The sequence below is a fragment of the Paenibacillus agilis genome (genome assembly GCF_007786455.1).
In the GTDB taxonomy this organism is placed as follows: Bacteria; Bacillota; Bacilli; order Paenibacillales; family Paenibacillaceae; genus Paenibacillus_B; species Paenibacillus_B agilis.
In genome coordinates, this window is the sequence record NZ_VNJK01000003.1 from 117527 (window position 1) to 135538 (window position 18012).

Annotated in this window: 13 protein-coding genes; 9 read left to right on the top strand and 4 right to left on the bottom strand. The window is 42.9% G+C overall.

The annotated features are described in order from the left end of the window. Positions 1–132: 132 nt before the first annotated feature. Positions 133–1866 (bottom strand): response regulator, encoded by a 1734-nt coding sequence (locus FPZ44_RS19550; RefSeq protein WP_144992971.1) that lies wholly within the window; start codon positions 1864–1866, stop codon positions 133–135. Then, complete coding sequence (locus tag FPZ44_RS19555) at positions 1863–3749, bottom strand: cache domain-containing sensor histidine kinase (protein ID WP_144992973.1); 1887 nt, start codon at positions 3747–3749, stop codon at positions 1863–1865. The genes FPZ44_RS19550 and FPZ44_RS19555 overlap by 4 nt, the downstream gene beginning before the upstream one ends. A gap of 174 nt (positions 3750–3923) precedes the next feature. On the opposite strand from FPZ44_RS19555, the gene FPZ44_RS19560 reads away from it, so the two are divergent. The 5 genes from FPZ44_RS19560 to FPZ44_RS19580 all read left to right on the top strand — a co-directional run bounded on the left by FPZ44_RS19560 (position 3924) and on the right by FPZ44_RS19580 (position 9395). Then, positions 3924–4805, top strand: a complete 882-nt coding sequence (locus FPZ44_RS19560; RefSeq protein WP_144992975.1) for a carbohydrate ABC transporter permease — start codon at positions 3924–3926, stop codon at positions 4803–4805. Between the two features lie 53 nt (positions 4806–4858). Beyond that, positions 4859–5644, top strand: a complete 786-nt coding sequence (locus tag FPZ44_RS19565) for a carbohydrate ABC transporter permease (RefSeq protein WP_418789196.1) — start codon at positions 4859–4861, stop codon at positions 5642–5644. 191 nt (positions 5645–5835) lie between these two features. Further along, positions 5836–7119: an ABC transporter substrate-binding protein gene (locus tag FPZ44_RS19570; protein ID WP_144992979.1), complete on the top strand. Its 1284-nt coding sequence runs from the start codon at positions 5836–5838 to the stop codon at positions 7117–7119. A gap of 231 nt (positions 7120–7350) precedes the next feature. After that, the gene (locus tag FPZ44_RS19575; protein ID WP_144992981.1) at positions 7351–7731 is read left to right on the top strand and encodes a hypothetical protein; all 381 of its coding nucleotides are present in this window, start codon (positions 7351–7353) and stop codon (positions 7729–7731) included. Positions 7732–8051: 320 nt separating this feature from the next. Then, positions 8052–9395: a hemolysin family protein gene (locus FPZ44_RS19580; protein ID WP_186786152.1), complete on the top strand. Its 1344-nt coding sequence runs from the start codon at positions 8052–8054 to the stop codon at positions 9393–9395. A gap of 141 nt (positions 9396–9536) precedes the next feature. Here FPZ44_RS19580 and FPZ44_RS19585 read toward each other — a convergent pair whose 3' ends face one another. Further along, positions 9537–10529, bottom strand: a complete 993-nt coding sequence (locus FPZ44_RS19585) for a hypothetical protein (RefSeq protein ID WP_261378435.1) — start codon at positions 10527–10529, stop codon at positions 9537–9539. A gap of 527 nt (positions 10530–11056) precedes the next feature. Here FPZ44_RS19585 and FPZ44_RS19590 point away from each other — a divergent pair. Further along, entirely contained in the window at positions 11057–11557 is a 501-nt protein-coding gene (locus FPZ44_RS19590) for a hypothetical protein (RefSeq protein WP_144992986.1), read from the top strand. A 30-nt stretch (positions 11558–11587) separates the two neighbouring features. Next, positions 11588–12448, top strand: coding sequence for a DegV family protein (locus FPZ44_RS19595; protein ID WP_144992989.1), 861 nt, complete (start codon positions 11588–11590; stop codon positions 12446–12448). A 90-nt stretch (positions 12449–12538) separates the two neighbouring features. On the opposite strand, the gene pdxR is transcribed toward FPZ44_RS19595, so the two are convergent. Beyond that, complete coding sequence (pdxR, locus tag FPZ44_RS19600) at positions 12539–13954, bottom strand: MocR-like pyridoxine biosynthesis transcription factor PdxR (RefSeq protein ID WP_144992991.1); 1416 nt, start codon at positions 13952–13954, stop codon at positions 12539–12541. A 98-nt stretch (positions 13955–14052) separates the two neighbouring features. On the opposite strand from pdxR, the gene FPZ44_RS19605 reads away from it, so the two are divergent. Both FPZ44_RS19605 and FPZ44_RS19610 read left to right on the top strand, forming a co-directional pair. Continuing rightward, on the top strand, positions 14053–14628 hold the full coding sequence (locus FPZ44_RS19605; protein WP_144992993.1) for a GNAT family N-acetyltransferase: 576 nt from the start codon (positions 14053–14055) through the stop codon (positions 14626–14628). A 215-nt stretch (positions 14629–14843) separates the two neighbouring features. Continuing rightward, positions 14844–17918, top strand: a complete 3075-nt coding sequence (locus FPZ44_RS19610) for a copper amine oxidase N-terminal domain-containing protein (protein WP_261378436.1) — start codon at positions 14844–14846, stop codon at positions 17916–17918. Positions 17919–18012: the final 94 nt, after the last annotated feature.

An 18012-nucleotide genomic window follows, 5' to 3' on the forward strand; every position in this document is an offset into this window, starting at 1 on the left:
AGTAAACCTCCCTAGTGGTGACTGCCGATACGAATTGTGAGCATTCAAATCCTTTACTCTAAAAAGAGCTCGTACTGAACACACAATTATAGTATTTTAGCACAGGTCACGTTTATTTTCATCTGTGAGGCCTTATAGTTGCTGACTTTTTCGATATTCGTTAGGCGAGACACCAACTTGTTTCTTAAACACTTTGCTAAAATATTTCTCATCTGGAATACCTACCATGGCCGCAACTTGTGAAATGCGCAGATGCGGGTTCATAAGCAGCAGCTTAGCCTTCTTCGTGCGTATCTGCGCGAGATAGTCGGACAAGTTAATGCCGAATTGCTGCTTGAACTTGCGCGAAATGTATTCACGGCTTACAAAGAAACGCTGTGCCATCTCTTGCAGCGAAATGTCCTGGTGGTAATGCTGTTCGACATATTTAGCAATGTCGAAGATGATGTGCTGCTCTTGGCCCTGCTGCATATAGCAGGCATCGGCCAACAGGGTTAGCTCTTGCAGCCACAGGCGCTGCCATGCATCCAGCGAAAATGGCTCTGCGATATGCGGTGAAGCATGCGCTTGCGCCGTCTGCGACGGGTATTGTCGCAGCAGCTGCTCTGCGGCTTCACCAACAGCTTCATGTGCGATATTGGCGCGAATCGTTTCCCATTCGCGGTAGCTGGCATGAAGCAGCTTCGGGGTTATATATCCCGAAGCCCGCACTGCTTCAATGAACGGCTGCACGGCCTCCGTCATTTGAGCGGCGCTGCCGCTAAGCACGGCTAACTTCCAGCTCTCCTCGTAGGCGGATAAGCGAAATGCCTTTACGTTTTCAACGACAGTTCCGGTTGTTGCGAATGCCCCAGCTGCCCCTGATATTGCACCAACATGCGAGCTGCTTGTGCTTGCAGTTGTCGTGCCACTTGCAGCGGTTGCAGCTGCGGAAGCTGTTGTTGGGAAGCTATGAAGATAACGGTCTCCAAACAGCAGATTGCGTTCGAGCAATGCTTGCTTCGCTTCTTCATAGCATTGTGCCATGCCTGCTGGGAACGTACGAACACCGCTGCATCCAAAATGAAGTCTGCGATGTAAGGTTCTGTATAACGCTTCGTTTATATCCTGCAGCAGAATGTCCAGCGCCTCGGTCTGCTGCCAAAGAACGATTGCGATCTCACCAGGGGAGTTCCAGCGGCGAAACACAACGCCGCGCTTGCAGCTGTCATTTACATACTCGGACATAATGTTGACGAGTGAAAAATAAAGCAGGTCGCGATGATGACGGAATCGCTGCTTGAACGCTTCATCATCTGCATCTACATACACAAGAGCTAAGCGAATATGCTCAATGTTGATGGGCAGTTCAAAGCTCTGCTGAATACGGCGTACCGTAGACAGCTGTGCGCTAGGGTCATCAATTAAACTCGACCATAGTTTCTCGCTGACGACTGGTTTGAATTCATTCATTTGAATTTGCTGCTGATTGCGCTTGCTGCGCTCTGCTTCTTCCTTATTCCATGACTCGACAGCTCTTCCGATTGCTTCATTAACACTGTCTGGTTCGATTGGCTTCAATAAATAATCGATTCCGCCGTGCTGGAGCGTGTGGCGTACTAGATTGAAGTCTCCGTGTCCGCTAACGGCAATTAGCTTTGTGTTCGGACTATGCTCACTTATCCACTCCATCAACTTCATGCCGTTCACATTCGGCATCATCATATCGGTCATAATAATTTGTGGCTGGTGCTGCTGTATATAGGCAATTGCCTGTTCCCCATCAGCGGCTTCATCGACGTGTTCAATACCGTACTTCTGCCAATCCACGAGCAGGCGAATGGCAGCTCTTACATGCGCTTCATCATCAACGATAAGTACCTTCATTCCGTTTCTCGTCCCACTTTCAATAAGATCTTCACACTTGTTCCGTGAGGCTCGACAGCCTCCAATTGCATAGACGCAGGATAGCTGCTAAAAAGCTGGAGTCGTGTCATTACGTTAACAAGGCCGATGCAGCTTACACTTTCTTCGGATGGAATATTGCCATCCATATATAAAGACTTCTCTTCTTCTTGGCTAGAGAGTAGATTGTTCGGATTATTCGGTTCGTACATAATCGTGCTTCGTTTCGTCGGCACAGGTGTAGTACCTGCTGCTTGCAGCTTCTCATTCAGTAGCATGAGCTTATCTGGTGCAATACCGAAGCCATTGTCTAGAACGCTAATTTCTAACGTATCAGGAGCATGCCATCTGCTTGTAATACGCAGCAACCCTCCTTGGACGGTACGATCGAGACCGTGTTTAAAATAGTTCTCGACGATCGGCTGTAAAGTCATCTTCGGTACGATGACAGAGAGAGTGGACGGATCAATGTCCATATCTACCTCAAATGCATGCTCGAAACGTTGGCCTTGCAGCTGCAAGTAGGCTTTTACATGATCGACTTCTTCACGTAAAGTGGCCGTACTCTTATCATTATACATGCTGTAGCGCATCATCTTCGCCACCGCCGAAAGAAGCGAGTAGATGTGCGGTGCATCATGCTTCAGTGCTAGCGTGCCAATGGATTGCAGGGCGTTGTTCATAAAATGCGGATTAATTTGTGCCTGCAATGCTTTGAGCTGATTCGTTTTATTGGCAAGCTCCAGCTTATATTCCTGAACGATTAGGTCATTAATCGTCTTCATCATATCGCGGAACCGTTTGGACATGATGCCGATTTCATCATGGCTGTCCACTTGAATATTGACATTCATTTTCCCAGCTTGAATTTGATTCATATAGCGCATAAGCTGCGCAATCGGCTTCGTAATCCGAATTGATATCCATAGAGTGGCACCGATGATGATCAGTGTAGATATCGATAACAGAACCATATTAAACATCAAAGTCCGATTCGTATCTTGAAGCAAGTATCGCTTCGGCATTTCTTTTACTAATGTCCATTGGGCGATCGGCGAGTCGATACTTTCATGAACAAATAAAGCGTTATCATATTCAAAGTTGCCTTTCGTTTCTGAGGCTAGCAAGTTATCGCTTAACCATGGCTTCTGCAACGGCTTACCTAGCAGCGTCTCGTCTTCTGCGTACATCACGTATCCATTTTGATCAACAATATATAGTTGCTCCTTGTCTTTCGCATACAGTTGATCGGTAATCTCAGATATAGCCTCCAGCTTCACATCAATGGAAAGCAAACCTAGTTCCTTCGTAGACGGCACCTTATAAATAGGACGATGCAGCGTAAAGACAGGAACGCTTGGCTTCCACTGCGTGGAAGGGGCAAAGCCATATGTCTCACTCATATAGGTCGGCTGAATCTGAATCCCTTGTTTTGCATAGTTGGCCGCTGGCTCATACGCTTCTGACTCGTATTTGCGGTGGGGTAGGCTCTGTGCGACCAGAATGGCTCGCTTAACCTCATTGCGATACATATACACTTGATGGATGTGGCGCATTGATGACTCCATGTTTTGCATGACGGCATAAGCTTGTGCTTCCATATATGCATCATCGTAGCCCCGCTCAAGCATTTTGAAAAATTCGAAGTTCGTATAGACGAACAACGAAGATTGATTCAAATCATGCAGCATATTTTGCAGATTGTGTTTTCCTTGATAGATGAGCTTCTTGTTCTCTTCCAACGTACGTTCCTGCAAAGATTGATAATTATTTATATAGGTGATGACCATCGTTGACATCGTCGGTACGATCGTGGCGATGAGCAGCAGCGTAATTAGCTTCGTGCGAATACGGTTCCAGCGCATATTCGTCCCCCCGGTCAATATTTTACACCAATCCGTTCATATCCATCGGTGTTGTCTCATTTGGATGCAATTCATAATGAGGATATCACAGGATATTTGAAAGGATAAGCAGGAAATCGATCAATAGCAGATTTTGATCGGATCGTCCTATTTCACAATAAAGGGGTGTAGCGGATGTCACGCAAAGCTTGGTCACAGCTAGGTCAACAATTGTTCTTCGTCGGACCGGCAACCTTTTTCTTTATGATTATCGTCGGAATTCCATTTTTGATGGGGATGTACTACTCATTCACGGATTGGAATGGAGTAGCGGGAACGGTCGCCTGGATCGGGCTGGACAACTTCAAAGCGATCTTTAGCAGCGATTCTGATTATTTTGCAGCGTTTTGGTTCACGGTTAAATTTACAGCAGTAGGCGTTGTGCTTACGAACGTGCTTGGTTTTGTAATCGCCTATGTGCTGACGAAACCGCTTAAGATGCGCAATGCACTGCGTACGATATTTTTTATGCCGAATGTAATCGGTGGTTTACTGCTCGGCTTTATATGGCAGTTCATTTTCGTAAAAGGATTCGCTACGCTTGGTGAACTAACAGGCTGGTCGTTTTTTAATCTTCCGTGGTTGGGAGATGAGACGACAGGATTCTGGGGCATCGTGATCGTATTTGTGTGGCAGACAGCTGGATACTTAATGGTCATCTACATTGCAGCGTTGACGAACGTACCGAAAGATATTATGGAAGCCGCTGAGATTGATGGTGCATCTCGTATGCAAGTTTTGAGAAATGTCATTATGCCGCTCGTTATGCCTGCAGTTACGGTATGTTTGTTCCTAGCGATTTCATGGTCCTTTAAAATGTTTGATTTGAATTTGTCGCTTACGAAAGGCGGACCGTTCAAGTCTACAGAGTCCGTAGCGCTCAACATTTATTTAGAAGCGTTCCAAAATAACCGCTATGGCTTAGGTGCTGCAAAAGCATTCATCTTCTTTGTTATCGTAGCGCTCATCACGCTCATCCAAGTACGCATCACGAAGAGCAAGGAGGTTGAAGCGTAATGAAAAAGCTAAGCAGGAACTATTCGGGCAAAACGTTTATTGTCGAAATCGTCATGATCTTAATGGGACTGTTGTTCCTTGTTCCGTTCTATTTCTTGCTCGTCAATTCGGTAAAGTCGTTCGGTGACTTGCTGAGCAATGCGGCTAGCTGGCCGACGACCTTCGAATGGGGCAACTATCAGCGTGCATGGGAAATCACAGAGTTCCCTAAAGCATTCATGAATTCATTAGTGATTACCGTCGTAAGCATACTGCTTATTGCTTTAATAAGCTCAATGGCAGCGTACCGGATGGTGCGACATAACAGCCGCTTCAATAAAGTACTGTTCATGATCTTTGTGGCTGCTATGGTCATTCCATTTCAATCCGTCATGATTCCGCTCGTAAAAGTAACGGGCTGGCTCGATTTAGCGAACACTCGTACAGGGCTTATCATTTGTTATCTTGGATTCGGTGCTCCGCTTTCTATTTTCTTGTTCCACGGTTTTATTAAATCCGTACCACTTGAGGTGGAAGAAGCAGCTGTGGTAGATGGATGTACGCCGTATTCGGTCTATTGGAAAATCGTATTTCCGTTGTTGAAGCCGATGCTCGTTACCGTCATTATTTTGAACAGCCTCTGGATCTGGAATGATTACTTGCTTCCGTCCTTAATGCTGCAAAGTGATGCGCTGCATACGATTCCGATCGCGACATTTGCGCTATTTGGGCAATATACGAAGCAATGGGATCTGGCGTTGCCAGCATTGACACTTGGCATTCTGCCGATCATTATCTTCTTCCTTGCAATGCAGAAGTACATCATTGAAGGGATTACGGCTGGTTCGGTAAAAGGATAATGAGGAAAATCCTTTCGATCAATGATTTACACCTTAATGGTCAATTATGTTGGTGTAATCGCTTTCAATAGAGCAGTTATACTAAGTTTGTAAATAGGATTCGCATTTATCGAAGTTATCATTATTGTCGTAATAAAAGGTAGAGCAAAGAAGTCAGCTGCAATAAGCAGTTGAATGGGGAGGGCTTACGGATGAAGAAGTTCGCAAAATTATCGCTGCTAATGCTATTGGCGGTTTCGGTCATGTTAGCTGGATGTGGCTCCAAAGATTCCAAGGAGAGCACAGCGAATAACGGAGATGGAACGAAGACGGTTAACATATTCCAATTCAAAGTGGAAATTGCGGATGCGATGCAGCGCATGAAGGCAGAGTTTGAGAAAGAGCATCCAAATATTAAGCTGAACATTCAAGCAGTGGGTGGCGGTGCTGATTATTCTGCTGCTTTGAAAGCGAAGTTTGCTGCTAACGATGCACCAGATATTTTCAATAACGGTGGATTCCAAGAGATGGAGACGTGGATGGAGCATTTGGAGGACTTGTCCGCAGAGCCTTGGGCGAAAGATGTGATTCCATTTGCGAAAGAGCCAATGACGAAGGATGGTAAGCTGTACGGCCAACCGATGAACTTGGAAGGTTACGGCTTTATTTATAATAAAGATTTGTTTGCAAAAGCAGGCATTACAGAGCTTCCTAAGACACTGTCTCAGCTAGAAGATGCGGCTAAGAAGCTGCAAGCGGCAGGCATTACTCCATTCGCTAACGGCTATCAGGAGTGGTGGATTCTAGGCATTCACAACTTGAACGTTGCTTTCGCGCATCAGCCAGATCCGAATGCATTTATTAAAGGATTGAAAGATGGTTCTGCAAAAATGACGGGCAATAAAGTGTTCCAAGATTGGACGAAGATGCTCGATTTGACAGTCAAATACGGCAATAAGAATCCGTTGACGACAGATTACAATACACAAGTTACGTTGTTCGCAAAAGGCGAAACAGCGATGATGCAGCAAGGGAACTGGACGCAAGTTCAGATCGACGGCATTAACAAGGACTTGAACTTGGGCGTACTGCCAATGCCAATCGATGAAGATGCAGTGAAAAATGACAAGTTGCTTGTAGGCGTACCGAACAACTGGGTTATCAACAAGAACTCCAAAGTAAAAGAAGAAGCGAAGATCTTCTTGAACTGGCTTGTATCTTCCGAAACAGGTAAAAAGTATATTACGAAGGAATTTAAGTTCATTCCAGCATTCTCTACGATTACAGCAACAGCTGAAGACCTTGGTGATATCGCAGCCGATGTGATGAAGTACAGCCAAGAGAACAAAGCGTTGAGCTGGAACTGGTTCAAATACCCGGACGGTGCAACACAAGAGTTCGGCAGCATGATTCAGGCGTATGTAGCAGGCAAGGACGATCAAGCGAAGCTGTTAGAGAACTTCCAGAAGGCTTGGGATAACTTGAGCAAGAAATAAGAGCGGCGTGAGTGAGGATTTTACTTTTGGATTGAATGGATTTATAAGTTAATCATTGTAGGCATAACAAGCTATCCACGATAAGTGGGTAGCTTTATTGCATTTGTTTCGGGAGATGATTAACGCTGGATTTCAATTAATGCTTTGAATAAAATACCATAATTATCACGATTCACAGCCTGAATGTAGTAAAATTGATTTAAATGTAACATTTTATGGGAGGAATAATCGGTGCAAAAGATACCACTTGATGGGCTTCGCGTAGAAATAAAACGTATTTTCAACTGCTTTAAATTCGTACCCCTGCTAACAATCCTATCTATAATCTTACCGAGCTATTTGGGCACTCACAGTACATATGCTTACGCACTACATCCTGTCCAGTATGTAAATAATGTGAAACAAGACGATAAAGGCAGCATAGACATAGCAAGTAAAGAGCTCGATCCAGAAAGAGTACAAGAGCTTAAGGATTTGTATGATCTTGACTCGGATCCTCCTGCAAACCATGGCATTACCGGAGACTTTGGGTTTTCTATAAGTGAAAATACGAATATGTACACGCTTGTCACACGTTTTATAAAATTGCTTTTAAAATTAATTCAGCCTTAATAATCTTGCCTATATGTCTGACAAGATTGGATTAATTTACATCATTTTATGACAATAACTTGCCTACTGAACTATAGGTCACTATACTAAAGATAGTGTATACCTTTACACAAATACTAGATTTCATTGAGGAGGTGGCGTCAGTTATGGACGATGAGCCAGGGGAAGCGGGTAATAGGATTCAGGCATTATGCGTGATCAATAAGATCAAGATGCGTTTGAAAACAAGCTATTATCGCCGGAATTAAATCATGTATTCCAAACTTATGGATATCGATTGTTATTGGAATACTTGAAAATGATGATGGAGGATGAATAGTGTGTTTACTGAAATTTTGATTCTTTTGATACTCATAGTGCTAAATGCTTTTTTTGCAGCCTCAGAGATTGCTCTTATCTCATTGAACGACAACAAAATTAAATCTATGGCGGAGGCAGGGCATAAAAAAGCAAAACTATTGCACAGTCTTCTGAGCGAACCGAGCCGTTTCTTGGCCACAATCCAGATCGGTATAACGTTAGCGGGGTTCATGGCGAGTGCATTCGCTGCTGAGAGCTTTGCTGGCGGGTTGGCACAATTTCTTTATGAAGCAGGGGTACCTATTCCGAAGACGATTTTGGAGACGGTATCAGTTATTTTGATTACGATTATTTTGTCTTATTTCACATTGGTATTCGGTGAACTTGTACCGAAGCGATTGGCGATGCAGAAGTATGAGCCGATTGCGATGTTCGCAGCCGTACCTCTAACCGTTTTATCTAAAGTTACCGCTCCATTCGTTCGCTTACTTACAGGTTCGATGAACTTGATCGTTCGAATCCTTGGTGTTAATCCGGATGAGAACAAAGAGCAGATAACGGAAGAAGAAATTCGAATGATGGTTGACGTTGGTAACGAAAATGGTACGATTCAAGAAGATGAGAAAATGATGATCAACAACATTTTCGAGTTGGATAATAAGACAGTGACGGACATTATGACACATCGAAGCAGCGTAATTGCCATTTCGATGGATTCTTCACTTAAAGAAGTTGCGAAGCTAATTAATATTGAAAAATATACGAGGTACCCGATATATGAAGGGGACATCGACAACATTGTCGGTATTCTACACGTTAAAGATATTATTAAGTATCTTGAAACGGAAGCAGATGATTCCTTCAATTTGAATGATTTGATTCGCGTCCCTTACTTCATTCCGGCTTCTAAGCGCATCGATGATTTATTCAAAGACCTGCAGAACAATAAAGTTCATATTGCCGTAGCTATTGATGAGTATGGCGGTACAGCAGGAATTGTAACGGTCGAGGACTTGCTGGAAGAGATCGTGGGTAACATTTTTGACGAACACGATGATGAGGAAGAAGAAAAAGAGATTGAGCAGGTTGAAGATGGCGTCTGGGTTGTAGACGGAACGATTCAACTACGAGTGCTTAATCCTATCGTTGAAGCAGATTTCCCTACGGATGATTACGATACATTAAGTGGATTCGTTATTGGCCAGCTAGGAAGAATTCCGGAGCAGACAGAGAAGCCTGTCGTATCGTTTGGCGGTTTCGTATTTGAAGTGCTTGAAGTTGATGAGAAGCGAATTCATAAGCTGAAGGTGCTTCGATCGAACGCGGAAGTATCTTCTGTAACTGAGCCGATAATGGAAGCTTAAGCTTAATTGAATAGATGTATGAGTTAAAAATACCGTCATTGCGCTTCAATTGCGCAACGACGGTATTTTTTTAGAATCATTTTTTAAATGAAGATAAGTTTAGTGCAAGTAAGGTAGGTTATTTTAGTAAACGTAATCGCTTTAAACAAACACACTTCCTGGTCTGCCCATCCATACGTAAATAATCATCAACGTGAAGAGCAGGGCACTGAAGTTGAGGACTATAAAAGTACTGCGAACCTTGGGGGAGCGGAGAAACTTGAACTTGAGCATCGTCTTTATGTCATCCGAGCCCTCGATTATAAACATAACGAGAAGCGTATGTACAACCATATGCCCTACGATTTCTTTTAGGCCAAATACAGTTGTAGTCATCAGGAATACGCTTGTCAGTACGAGAGCAGCGAATCGATTCATCATCCCAACAATAAATGCCCAAGCAATCCCGATTTCAATGAAAGCGCTAATAAGTACAAAGTCCTCAATAGTAAATCCTAGAGAAGGAAGTCCATATTCATGAAATAGGGAGCAGGCGAGCTTAGCAATTGTTATTTTTTCAATCGCGAGCCATGCCAAGGATAGTCCTGTGCTTATAAAAAGAGCAGATGTCGCTGTTCGGGTCCATTTCGTATCAATAACGAATAAGTAATAGATAATTCCAATATAAAACATATAATCGAGTGCATGAAACAGGCCGTATACAATGATGGCATAGATGTAAAGGAGTGTGAGAGCGGATGCACTTATGAAGAGTGTCTTTCGATGCAGCAATCCTAATAGGGCAACGGTAAGGACAACATATACCCACGAGTGATTCGAAACAAGGTCAGGCGCTAGATAAGATCCTGTAATAAGCTGAAGCAGCAACCCAATTCCGAGCCCAACACGCAGAATAATTGAATTAAAGCGTTTTAACCCATGTAGATGACGATGAATGCGGCTTACAATGCCGACATTTCGAATAGATTCGTTGAAGAAAGCTAAGATGAGTAAGACAATGGTGGTAAAGATAAGCCAGAATAAAAATGTAGGGGTAAGGACATTGGCAATAGGTGACGGGATCCATTCTTGATCCTCAGCAAACCATTTTACATGCATATACTTGCTGCTCCACGAAGGAAGCCATGAATTCATAATTTCGCCTCCATTTACTATTTAGTAGGGTAAAGATAAGTAACGGATTTCTCACCACCTTTTTGTCATATACCTGTTGTAGACTTAAAAGTTGCACGAACTCAACATCTACATATCGGATGGATACTTGTACAGAATGATACTTTATATTCCAATTTATAGTATCACATTCCAACAGATTGATCGACAATTTTTGTCTTTTATCGGCTAAGTTCAACATTTTCTTTATAGTTCCTATTAAAAAAAATTCAGGAAGAAAAGGTTAAGCGTATTTATTTTACCATTGTTCAGGAATATCTGGATGAAGTGCATGTATTTTGTAAAGCGCTTACAATCCGTTCATATTACTAACAGTAACCGTAGTTTCATGACTATTGATATTTTATTGACTTCTTAAACAGATGAAGTATTATGTTAAAGCGCTGATCTAATTAGAGCGTTTTAACATTGTCATGAAAGCGATTTAGATACAGTATCATTGGTATGATATAATACATTTAATTATTGTAGGTTTTGGAGGATTAAACATGCTTAGTTATGAAGAAAAATCCGCGATTGCGGATTCATTTTTAGAATTGGAACGCAGACAAGTATCACTTGGTCGCTCAAATTACCATTACGAACAGAGTCTATATGATAAAAAGACAGTTGTGTATCATTTGCACCCGAACGGTAATGGATTTGTATATGCAGGTTTGTTGAAAGGTTATGAAAAAGATGACAAGGGACTTGTTAATATTCGTGATTTCACAGCTGATGAGCTGCGCACGATTATTGAACAATCCATTCGCTCCTTATCTGCAATGCCTGCATCACTCGAGTCCGATGAATCTCATGACTCCAACGAGTCTACAGAGGAAGAACATTGGACAAATGAAAGTAATCAGACGCTGACACTGCAATTCGAAGATGAAGATCAAATGTGGTACATTTATGCAGGGTTAAACTTAGATACCGTTTTTGAAACGTATGAGGAAGCGACGGAATATCTCGAAGAAGAAGGCTTCAAGCCTGCAATAAAAAAGTAATTACATCATACGAACAGAAATGGGTGCGCAATGACGAAGAAAATTGCTTGGATAACGGATAGTACCGCTTATATGCCGGATAGCTTGAAACATAACGAAGATGTGTTTGTCATTCCAATGGGTATTGTATTTGGCAACGACGTGTTTGACGATGGCATTGATCTCACGACAGAGGAGTTATACCGTCGCATACGCGAAGAGAAGGAAATGCCCAAGACGTCTCAGCCGCCAATTGGCAGATATGCGGCGTTATTTGAACAGTTGAAAGCGGCTGGTTATGATTGCGCAATTGCTATCCATGTATCAGAAAAAATAAGCGGAACGTTGGCATGTTGTCACTCTGCTGCTGACCTTGCGTCGTTTGATGTCGAAGTTGTCGATTCGAAGGCGATGTCCTATGTTCTTACCACGCTTCTCTACAAAGGGCTGGACCTTGCTGAACAAGGCCTCAGCTATCGAGAGATCGCAGCTCAATTGCGGGAGGAAGCAAATAAAGCAGAAAATTATATTGTATTGGGCAATCTGGACCAATTCTACAAAGGTGGAAGAATGACAGGCACGCAATACTTAGTAGGTTCTCTTCTTCGTATTAAGCCAGTGCTTCGTATCCATGATGGCGCGTTTGAACTATTTGATAAAGTGCGTTCTGAGAAAAAGGCATATGCACGCTTAGTTGAGCTATTTCAACAGGCTTATGAACGGAATCGTATCCAAAGCATTCAAATTATGCATGGCAATGTGATCGATAAAGCAGAATCATTGAAGCAGCAGATTCAAACGCTTTTCCCTCAGCTAGATGTTATAATCGGAGAAATCAGCTCTGCGATTGCTGTACATGCTGGAGAAGGAACTGTGGCTGTTATTTGGCATAATGAACCGAAGCACTCATAATAAATTATAAATTACGATAATAAGCAAGCACACAATAAAGAAAGACTGCTCTCAGGCCTCAAAACAGACCTGGGGACAGTCTTTTCTTCATTAAGGGAACCAAACTTCTTTTAATCGTTGTATTCCTTCATCGATCAACTCCTCTGCAATTCCGCCAAAGCCGACTATGAAATGAAGTTTTTTATGTTGAGGAGGTTTCCACCATGTGAATGACATAGGTGTCATACGTATATCAGCTGCTTTTGCGAGCTCGACAAGTTCTTCCTCTGAGCGCTGATCCTGTACAGTTAAAATCATATGAAAGCCAGCGTCGTTCCCTGTTACGATTGCGCGGTCTTGAAAGTGTTGTTTAATCGATCGGGTTAAGGTGTCATGCTTTCTCTTGTATAGCTGACGCATTCGTCGCAAATGCTTCTCGAAATATCCCCTTTCCATAAAATGATGCAGAGCAATCTGATTGATTCTCGAAGCTGAGTGCTCGAGGTATAGCTCCCATTTCAATTGATGATAAGCGGGCAGTAAGCTATTAGGCAGGATCATGTAATGAATACAAAAGGTCGGTGCAATCGCCTGAGAGAAGCTCCCTAAATAGACGACTGGACTATTTTCAATTAGCCCCTGGATGGAGGGTATGGAGCGTCCATGGTAACGGAATTCACCACCATAGTCGTCTTCGATAATAAAGCCTTGCGAATGGTTCGCCCATTCTAATAGTTGAACACGTTTGGCAATTGGCATCATCACCCCTGTTGGAAACTGATGTGAAGGAGATGTGTAGACGACGTTTATGTTCGAACTGTATAGTGGTTCGATCTGAATTCCGCTTTCTTGCAGTGGAATTGGAACGACTTTGTATCCATGATTTTTAAAAGTGGCTGGTATTGAATGATAGCCAGGATCTTCGATGCCTAGGCGGTTACTGCCGCCGCTATGTTTGAGCAGTAAGCTCAACAAAGAAGCTAGTATGTATTGATCCGCTCCAATTATGACTTGATCAGGTGTACAGCGAAGCCCACGGTAGCGGCGCAAGTATGTCGTAATACTATGTCGTAATGCAGGTTCTCCTTGCGGGTCGCCATACTGTAATCCATCAGTATGATCGAGTGCGTCCTGTAATAACCCCCTCCAGATTCGATGTGGAAAAGTGGAGAAGTCGTTTTTTGAAATATGAAAATCGTAGCGATAATAACGGGGATCACGTGCTGTTATACGATGTGATGCCTGTTGATGAGAAGTTGCTACATTCTTATGGTAAATAGGATGCAGTGCTTGAACATAATAGCCACTCTTCGGTCTGCTCTTTATAAAACCTTCTGCTACCAATTGCTGAAAGGCGAGCTCTACAGGAGTCGTGCTCAAATTAAGCTGCTCTGCAAGTTTGCGCAAAGAAGGCATACGAGTGTGGGGAGATAGATTGCCGGATAGAATCTCTTGCTTGAAGAATTCATAAAGCTGCAAATAAAAAGGATTTTTGCTGTGCTCATCAAGCTTAGGAGCTATGAACATGAGGTTGTCCTCCATCTGTCCTTTTTTATAAAACAATTCTGTCTATTTTGAAGTATACAGTTTTTCTCTACGATAGGGATATAACGAAGAGGGGGATTATGATGACTAACCTTGCATCTCAACCTAAGCTGCTAACAGGCAACCGTGTTTATTTGCGCCCCATGAATGGGGAAGATGCACAGATGTATTATGAACAACTATATGTAGCAGAGACGAGAAGACTTACTGGTACACATAAGTTTGCTACCAAAGAGCAGATTTCTAGATATATCGAAGCCAAATCCCAGGATAGCTCAAGTGTATTACTGCTTATCGCATTGAAAGAAACGGATGAAGTTATTGGTGACATCGCACTACAAGATATCGATACCATTAATCGCAGCGCGGGTATTCGAATCGCGATTAGCTATGAGCAGCATCAGGGGCAGGGCTTTGGGCAAGAGGGGATGCAATTGCTGCTGGAGTATGGATTTGGTGTGTTGAACTTGTATCGAATTGAATTAGAAGTGTTTACTTTCAATCCGCGTGCTGCGCATGTGTATGAGAAGCTGGGGTTCGTACGTGAAGGGGTTAAACGTAAGGCGCTGTATTACAACCATCAATACCATGATGTTGTTACGATGAGTATGCTAGCAGACGAGTATCGTGCGAAGTATAGTATACCGGAGTCATGACATTGGTGTGCAAGGAGATAGTATCGCAGTTTAGCATTTAGGAGCGGGCTATTATCAAGCAAATTATCAGGAATAGGTAGAAATTGATATTTGTAATAAAATGTTCACACAATAGACACAATTAAAGCAGGAAATCATGAAACATTTTCCTTACTTTTCGACTCTTTACATATAGGTAAATTTCGCCTTATTAAGTCGATCAGGAGGATGTATGTATGAGGAGAATGCGAGTTCTGTTATCTGCGTTAATGGTCATTAGCTCATTATCATTATTTTCAACGCAAACACAAGCCGCACCAGCTATAAAAGTTTATATTGATGGGGAGTACTTATCTACGCCGCAGCCACCTATTGTGGTAAACAGCAGAACGCTGCTGCCGCTCAAATCCGTATTTGAGGGGCTAAATGCAACGGTTCATTATGACGCTAAGACAAGAACGGTAACATCAAGTAAAAGCGGTACAACTGTTGTATTAAAGCTAGGGTCTAAGACTGCAAAAGTTAATGGAAAGAATGTGACGATGGATGTACCTGCGCAGACGATAAGGAACAGAACGATGGTTCCTGTTCGATTTGTGAGCCAGTCATTCGGCGCACATGCTGATTATGAGCCGTACAGCAGAACGGTTCATATCTCGACTGCAGATGGTTCTGGCAGCAATCCAGGCACACCGCAAAATCCAGACAATACGTCCTTCTCACCTGTACGAAATGTCAGAGCTGAGATTACAGGTAAGACTGGTGATGCAAGCGACATTACGGTTCACTTCGACAAGTCTTCTACGGAAGCAAATGTGAAGAACTATCGTATTTTAGTTGTGAAGGATGGCAATTCGAGCAGTTTCAACGAATCAAGAGCAAAGTCAGCATCGTACGGCAATTATACAGAAGTAAATACGCATGGAATCAATCAGTCTGTTAATTTGCCAGCAAGCTTGCGTGATGTTGATGGGGATGCTATCCGATCAGGTCAATCCTACAAAGTATATGTGTTGACGCAAGGTCTAAATCAAAAGTCAGGGCTGTCCTATGCTTCTTCTACGGTGAAGATTCCGGAAAGTGCAACGGGGATCACGGTTACCAATGTGAAGGCTACGGATGTGAGTGACTACGGAGATGGACGTGATCTATCGGTTAGCTTCTCTAGACCATACAATGATGACTTAGTATCCAATTATCGTGTAATGGTTGTTAAGACAAAGGACGCGCACCGCTTTGATCTCAATGCGGCCAATGCCGTTCCTAGTCAGCATTACAGTACAGTATATAAGAATGGATCGACGCTTACTGAGAAGCTGAATTCGACGGCTAAGGATACAGCGGGCGATTACATTCGCAATGGTGAATCTTATACGGTGTTTGTATTGTCAGTAAGCAACAATTCTTATGCTTCACCTAACAAGTTGTCTACTGGATCTGTAGTTACACTGGAAAGCGCATCTGGGCTGCCAGTCATTACTAAGGTTGAAGATGTGAGTAATTATGGAGACGGGCGTGACTTAGAAGTAAGCTTTAATCGTGCTGATGATGAGTCTAACGTCAGCCAATATCGTGTCTTCGTCGTTAAGGCAAGAAACGCGAGCAATTTCAATCTTGCGGAGGCAGGTAAAGTATCTTCTGGTAGATATACAGAAGTAAGTAAAAACGGCTACTATAACTATAAAGTGAACCTTTCTTCTAGTGGGAGAGATGTGGACGGATCATACCTTCGTAATGGGGAAAGCTATCAAGTGTTTGTCATGGCGGTGTCTTGGAATAAGGACAGATTGTCTGCACCTTCTCCAGCTATGACGTTGTCGGACAATAATCATTCCAATGCTCCAACTAACGTGACTGTAAGAGATGTTAATGATTATCAAGATGGCAGAGACTTATCGGTTTCTTTCAATAAGGCATGGGATGAATCCATCTTCCATCATTACCGCATTTTTGTTGTGAAGGCGTCACAAGTAAACAACTTCAATCTGTACCAGGCTAATAATGTGAACTCTAGCAACTACACGTATGTAAACAAGACAGGAAGCAATATTAGTCAAATATTGACGTCATCTACACGGGATGTTGATGGTGTACCGATTAAAAGCGGAGAGAGTTACAGAGTATTTGTCATGGCAGTACACAGTAATCATCAGTACAATGTTTTGTCCCCTGCATCCGATGCCATTACGTTGTCAGGCAATTCGATTGCCCAAGCGGCTACGAATGTAGTTGTACGTGATATTAGTGACTTCAATGATGGACGTGACGTACAGGTATCATTCAACCGTGTCGCAGATGAAAAAAGCATCAATCATTATCGTGTTCTCTTTGTCAAAGCACATCAAGCTAGCAACTTTACGTTGGCTCAGGCGAACAATGTAAGTTCTGCTAACCAAGCTTATGTTAGCAAGACTGGAAATCATATTAACCAAGCGATGCTTCCTGATATGAAAGATATCGATGGCGCTCCTCTTCGAAGCGGTGAGCGTTACCGGGTTTATGTACTATCCGTTGGCTTGTATGGTAATATTCTGTCTCTTCCTTCTGGCGAGTTCACGTTGTCCGGGACTCATAATACGAGTGCTGTAACGAATGTAACGGCGCAAGTTGTGAACCAACAAGTATCGAATCGCAAAATTGATATTAGCTACATTACGAACGGCAATGAGTCGAATGTGAAGGAATATCGTATTCTACTCGTTCGCGCCGATCAAGCTCATGTTATGAATGTATCGACTGCTATGAGTGCCTCTGAGTCCAATTTCACACGAGTCGCCAAGCAGGGCGTATATGTTAGACAGCAAATTACAGAGTCAGCTAAAGATATGTTAGGAAATCCGTTGGTAAAAGGGGTCGCATACCGTGCATACGTGCTAACCGTTTCCAACCATAATCCATATCAAACAAGTGCACTTTCTAACGGTTCAGCGGAGTTCACGTTGTCGGATCACACTGTGCCTGTAGTTAGTTATATAGCTGCATATTCAGATGGAAATGGATATAGCTTCAAGTCTGTATTTGAAAAACCTGCAAACTCCAGTCAAGTAGCTTATTATGCAGTGATGGTCGTACCAACATACGCTGCAGGCAACTTTACGTTGGAGCAAGCTAACCAAGTTCATTCCAACCGTTATAAATTCTCAAGCGGAAGCGGAGACAACACAATTACTTGGTCAACTAATGATGTAGATATTTATGGAGGCTCTATTCAAAAAGGCGTGCCATATAAGGTATTCGTGCTATCCATTTCTAACGGTGCTAACGGAACAGGCAATGCTTTGTCCACTGGCTCGAATGAAATTGTATTGTAAGTAATAAAGGGGCTCTCTTACCGTCGTAGATGACGGATAGGAGAGCCCCTTTTATGTGTTCCCTTAAGTTAGTCAAGCTTTCATGGTGTGTTGT